This is a genomic window from Aquiflexum sp., from assembly GCF_977115555.1.
The window spans coordinates 1-4884 of sequence record NZ_CDSBKL010000322.1; the positions used below are offsets into that span (position 1 = coordinate 1).

Annotated in this window: 5 protein-coding genes; 4 read left to right on the forward strand and 1 reads right to left on the reverse strand. The window is 42.6% G+C overall.

Annotated elements, in window-relative coordinates; all coding sequences use genetic code 11:
* The 4 genes from ACZFYI_RS15770 to ACZFYI_RS15785 all read left to right on the forward strand — a co-directional run.
* A partial coding sequence (locus ACZFYI_RS15770) for a YceI family protein (RefSeq protein WP_462525089.1) occupies positions 1-285 on the forward strand: 285 nt, incomplete at its 5' end.
* A gap of 139 nt (positions 286-424) precedes the next feature.
* Positions 425-2149: a single-stranded-DNA-specific exonuclease RecJ gene (gene recJ, locus ACZFYI_RS15775; RefSeq protein ID WP_462525090.1), complete on the forward strand. Its 1725-nt coding sequence runs from the start codon at positions 425-427 to the stop codon at positions 2147-2149.
* A gap of 2 nt (positions 2150-2151) precedes the next feature.
* Complete coding sequence (gene lptB / locus ACZFYI_RS15780) at positions 2152-2889, forward strand: LPS export ABC transporter ATP-binding protein (RefSeq protein WP_462525091.1); 738 nt, start codon at positions 2152-2154, stop codon at positions 2887-2889.
* Complete coding sequence (locus ACZFYI_RS15785; protein ID WP_462525092.1) at positions 2889-4406, forward strand: GH3 auxin-responsive promoter family protein; 1518 nt, start codon at positions 2889-2891, stop codon at positions 4404-4406. The genes lptB and ACZFYI_RS15785 overlap by 1 nt, the downstream gene beginning before the upstream one ends.
* 7 nt (positions 4407-4413) lie before the next feature.
* Here the strand turns inward: ACZFYI_RS15785 and mtgA are convergent.
* Positions 4414-4884: monofunctional biosynthetic peptidoglycan transglycosylase (gene mtgA, locus ACZFYI_RS15790; protein WP_462525093.1), on the reverse strand; the 471-nt coding region annotated here is incomplete at its 5' end.

Sequence of the window (4884 nt, forward strand, 5' to 3'; positions counted from 1 at the left end):
GCCAAATTCAATAAATCAACTTTTGTCATCAAGCAGGCAAAAACCTCAAACGGAAAAGACTACGAAATCACAGGTGACCTGACCATCAAAGGTGTCACCGCCCCTGTGACTTTTCCTGCTAAAGTGGAAGTGGCCGGCAATAAAATCACTGCAACCGGTACCATCACTTTTGACAGGACCAAATATGATATCAAATACAGATCAGGAAGTTATTTCGAAGATTTGGCAGACAAGCTGATCTATGACGATGTCACTTTGGATGTCAAGTTGGTAGCAATGAATTAATGAAAGAATTTAATTTTAAAGCCCAATTCCGATTTAGGAATTGGGCTTTTTGCGTTTTAAAGACTTTCTGTTGTTAATTTTCCTAAATATTTGGCAACAGCTTCGGTATTAAAGGCAAACACTTTAGTAATTTAGCCAAATGGAGTATAAATGGATAATCAGAGAAAAAGCAGATCCTAAAGCCGTGGAATCTCTGGGGAAAGAAATCAACCTCAATCAGACTTTGGCAAATATGCTTGTCAACCGCGGGGTGGATACTTTCCAAAAAGCCAAAGATTTTTTCAGACCCGATCCTGATAAATTGCATGATCCATACCTGATGAAGGATATGGACAAGGCTGTGGAAAGACTTGCTTTGGCCATCCAAAAAGAAGAGAAAATCCTGGTATATGGAGATTATGATGTAGACGGCACTACCTCCGTGGCGATGTTTTATGGATTCTTGAAGCAGTTTTATTCCCATGTCAGTTTTTATATTCCAGACAGGTACAAAGAAGGATATGGCATTTCTGAAAAGGGAGTTCGTTTTGCCGCAGAAAACAATTTCAGTTTGGTGGTTTCCCTGGATTGTGGGATCAAAGCGATAGAGAAGGTAGCCTTGGCCAAAGAACTCGGCGTTGATTTTATCATCTGCGACCACCATACTCCGGGAGATATTTTGCCTCCGGCGGTGGCTATTTTGGATCCCAAAAGAAATGATTGCGAATATCCTTACAAGGAATTGAGCGGTTGCGGGGTCGGGTTTAAATTGGTGCAGGCCTTTTCTGCTTATAGAAATGATGACCCGGCAAAGGTCATGGCCTATCTTGACTTATTGGCAGTCAGCATCGCGGCTGATATAGTTCCGATCACAGGCGAAAACAGAATTCTTACTTTTTATGGCATAGAAAAGATCAACAACAACCCAAGACCAGGATTGAAAGCTTTGATTCTCCGAAGTAAAATTGAAAAGGAAATAGAGATTTCGGATATTGTGTTTAAAATCGGCCCAAGGATCAATGCCTCCGGAAGGTTGGAACATGCCAAAGCCTCCGTAGAATTATTGATCTCAGATGACTTGGAAGATGCTTTAGCAAGGGCTGAGATCGTGGATACAGTCAATGCCGCCCGCAAAAACTTTGATGAAAACATCACCAAGGAAGCACTTAGCATGATTCAGGGAATGGAGGAAATCAGCCATAGGAAGACCACCGTTTTGTTCAAAGAAGATTGGCACAAAGGTGTAATCGGAATTGTGGCCTCACGCTGTATAGAGAAATATTACCGTCCAACGATCATCCTCACCGAGTCCAACAGTAAAGCAACGGGAAGTGCCCGTTCGGTTTTTGACTTTGATATCTACGAAGCCATCAGTGAATGCAGCGATCTTTTGGAGCAGTTTGGAGGGCACAAATATGCGGCAGGATTGACCCTTTCGGTGGCTAATGTACCGGCTTTTCAGGAGCGTTTTGAGAAAGTGGTCAGTGCAAGGATCGACGAGATACACATGAAACCTGTCCTTGAGGTCGATGACGAAATCCTCTTGGATCAAATCAATTACAGGTTTTTCAACATACTCAAACAGATGGCACCTTTTGGTCCTGGCAATCCAGAACCGATATTCTGCGTCAATCAGGTGTATGCCGAAGATGTAAGGGTTTTAAAAGACAAACACCTGAGATTCAATGTGGTTCAAGACGGTCAGGAAACCAAACCTGTTTGTATTGCATTTGGAATGGCTGACAAAAATATTTATCCCGATGAGATCATCTACAAGATGTTGAATCGAAAAATGCGTTTTGATTTGGCATTTGAAATCCGGGAGAATACTTTTAGGAATAACAGTAGCTTGCAACTGTACGTGAAAGACATAAAATTTGATTGATGATGAAACTGAGGGCAGACAACCTTATTAAAATATACAAAGGCCGAAAGGTGGTCAATGACATTTCCGTGGAAGTACATCAGGGAGAAATCGTTGGATTGCTTGGTCCAAACGGTGCAGGTAAGACAACTTCTTTTTACATGATTGTTGGACTCATCCAACCCAATGAAGGGGAGATCTTTTTGGAAGACCAAAACATCACCAAATTGCCCATGTACAAAAGAGCCAAATTGGGTATCGGTTACCTTGCTCAGGAAGCATCTGTCTTCAGGAAATTATCCGTGGAAGAAAATATCATGGCCGTCTTAGAAATGACCAACAAATCCAAGGCAGAAAGAAAAGAGAAAATGGAGACGCTTTTGGAGGAGTTCAGTTTGACTCATGTCAGAAAGAATCTCGGTATGGTGCTTTCCGGAGGAGAAAGGAGGAGAACTGAAATCGCCCGTGCATTGGCTGTCGATCCGAAATTTGTGTTGTTGGATGAGCCTTTTGCGGGTGTCGATCCAATTGCCGTGGAGGAAATCCAGGGAATCGTCGCCAAGCTGAAAACAAAAAATATTGGGATTCTTATCACCGACCACAATGTCAACGAGACGCTTTCTATCACAGACAGGGCTTATTTGATGTTTGAGGGGAAACTCCTCAAAGCAGGTTCAGCCGAAGAACTTGCAGCGGATGAGCAGGTGAGAAGGGTTTATTTAGGGCAGCAATTTGTACTCAAACGCAAAGTTTTTAACTGATGGAAGTTGTCAATACTTTTATGACCTGGATTTTTAAAAACAGGATAGGTCAGATCGAAAATTTTAAAACAAACCCTATCGAAGTTCAGGAAAAGCTATTGACAGAACTTCTTGAGAATGCAAAGAATACTGAATTTGGCAAAAAGTATAAGTTTTCCAAAATCCGTTCCTACGGAGATTTTGTAAAAAATGTACCTATCCATACTTACGAAGAGATAAAGCCCTACATTGAAAAGACCATGAAGGGGACCCAAAATGTTCTTTGGCCTTCTGAGATCATATGGTTTTCAAAATCCTCCGGGACCACCTCAAGCAGGAGTAAATTCATCCCGGTTTCGGAAGAATCCCTGGAAGATTGTCATTTCAAAGGAGGAAAGGACATGCTTTCCCTTTATGTAAGCAATTATCCGGACAGTAAGTTATTTACAGGGAAAGGCCTGAGTATCGGTGGGAGTCTTTCCAAGAATCCTTATGATGGACAAAGTGAAATCCAGGTGGGGGACATTTCTGCAGTGATTACCCACAACTTGCCGCTTTGGGTGCAGTTTGCCAGAACACCGAGTCTTGATGTTGCCCTCATGAGTGAGTGGGAGGCCAAGATCGAAAGGATGGCGGAAGAAGTAATGGATGAAAATGTCGTAAGTATTTCGGGTGTCCCGACCTGGACCATTGTTCTTTTGCAAAGAATCCTTGAACTCAAAAAAGCAAAAAACATTTTGGAAGTATGGCCTAATCTGGAAGTGTTTTTTCATGGTGCTGTTGCCTTTGGACCATACCGCAACTTATTCAAAGAATTGATTCCATCTCCAAAAATGAGGTATGTCGAAACATATAATGCCTCTGAAGGCTTCTTTGGAATCCAAGACCAAAAAGAATCTGATGAACTGTTACTGATGTTGGATTATGGGATTTTTTATGAATTTATCCCGATGGAGGATAACCTTAAAGAACCATCCAACGCGATTCCTCTTTCTGCGGTGGAAGTAGGAAAAAATTATGCGATGCTGATTACCACCAATGGCGGACTTTGGAGATATGCTATCGGTGATACAATCAAGTTTACGAATACCTCACCCTACCGCATCAAAATCTCAGGAAGAACAAAGCACTTTATCAATGCTTTTGGGGAAGAGGTGATTGTAGAAAATGCCGATAAAGCGGTGCAGATTGCTTCTGAGGCTACCAATGCCACCATCACCAATTACACTGCAGCCCCTGTATATTTTGGGGATTCCAAAAGCAAAGGTGCGCACGAGTGGGTCATAGAATTTAAAAACATGCCAAAGGATAAGGATGCGTTTTTAGCGAAATTGGACCAAAGCCTCCGGGAGGTTAATTCAGATTACGATGCCAAGCGGTACAAAGATCTTGCATTGACAGCCCCTAAAATCCATTTTGTGGAAGAAGGGATTTTCGAAAAATGGTTGAAATCAAAAGGAAAATTGGGAGGTCAAAACAAAGTCCCAAGGCTTTCTAACAGCAGGGAATATATCGAAGAAGTGTTGAAGTTGATGTGATGAATTCTCAACTCCCAAACCCTATCGGGGCAAGGTTATTCATCTGTCTCAAAATCCAGGATTGCCTGCCACGGATATAGCCGGTTGGTTTTGCCGGTGACCATCGGATGGGATTGGGAAGGACTGCCGCAATCATGGCCGCCTGCTGACGGGTGAGTTTGGAGGCCGGACGGTTATAGAAAGTCTGTGAGGCCGCTTCGATGCCATAGATGCCCGGTCCCATTTCGATTACATTGAGGTAGACTTCCATGATCCGCTCTTTGGACCAAATCAATTCTATCAAAAAAGTAAAATAAGCTTCCAATCCTTTTCTGACGAGGTTTCTTGATGGCCAAAGAAAAACGTTTTTGGCAGTTTGCTGACTGATGGTGCTCGCGCCTTTGATGCGTTTTCCTTTTTTGTTTTTCTCCCAAGCCTCTTCCATTGCTTTCCAGTCAAAGCCATTGTGCTCCAAGAACTTTTGGTCCTCGGCGGCATA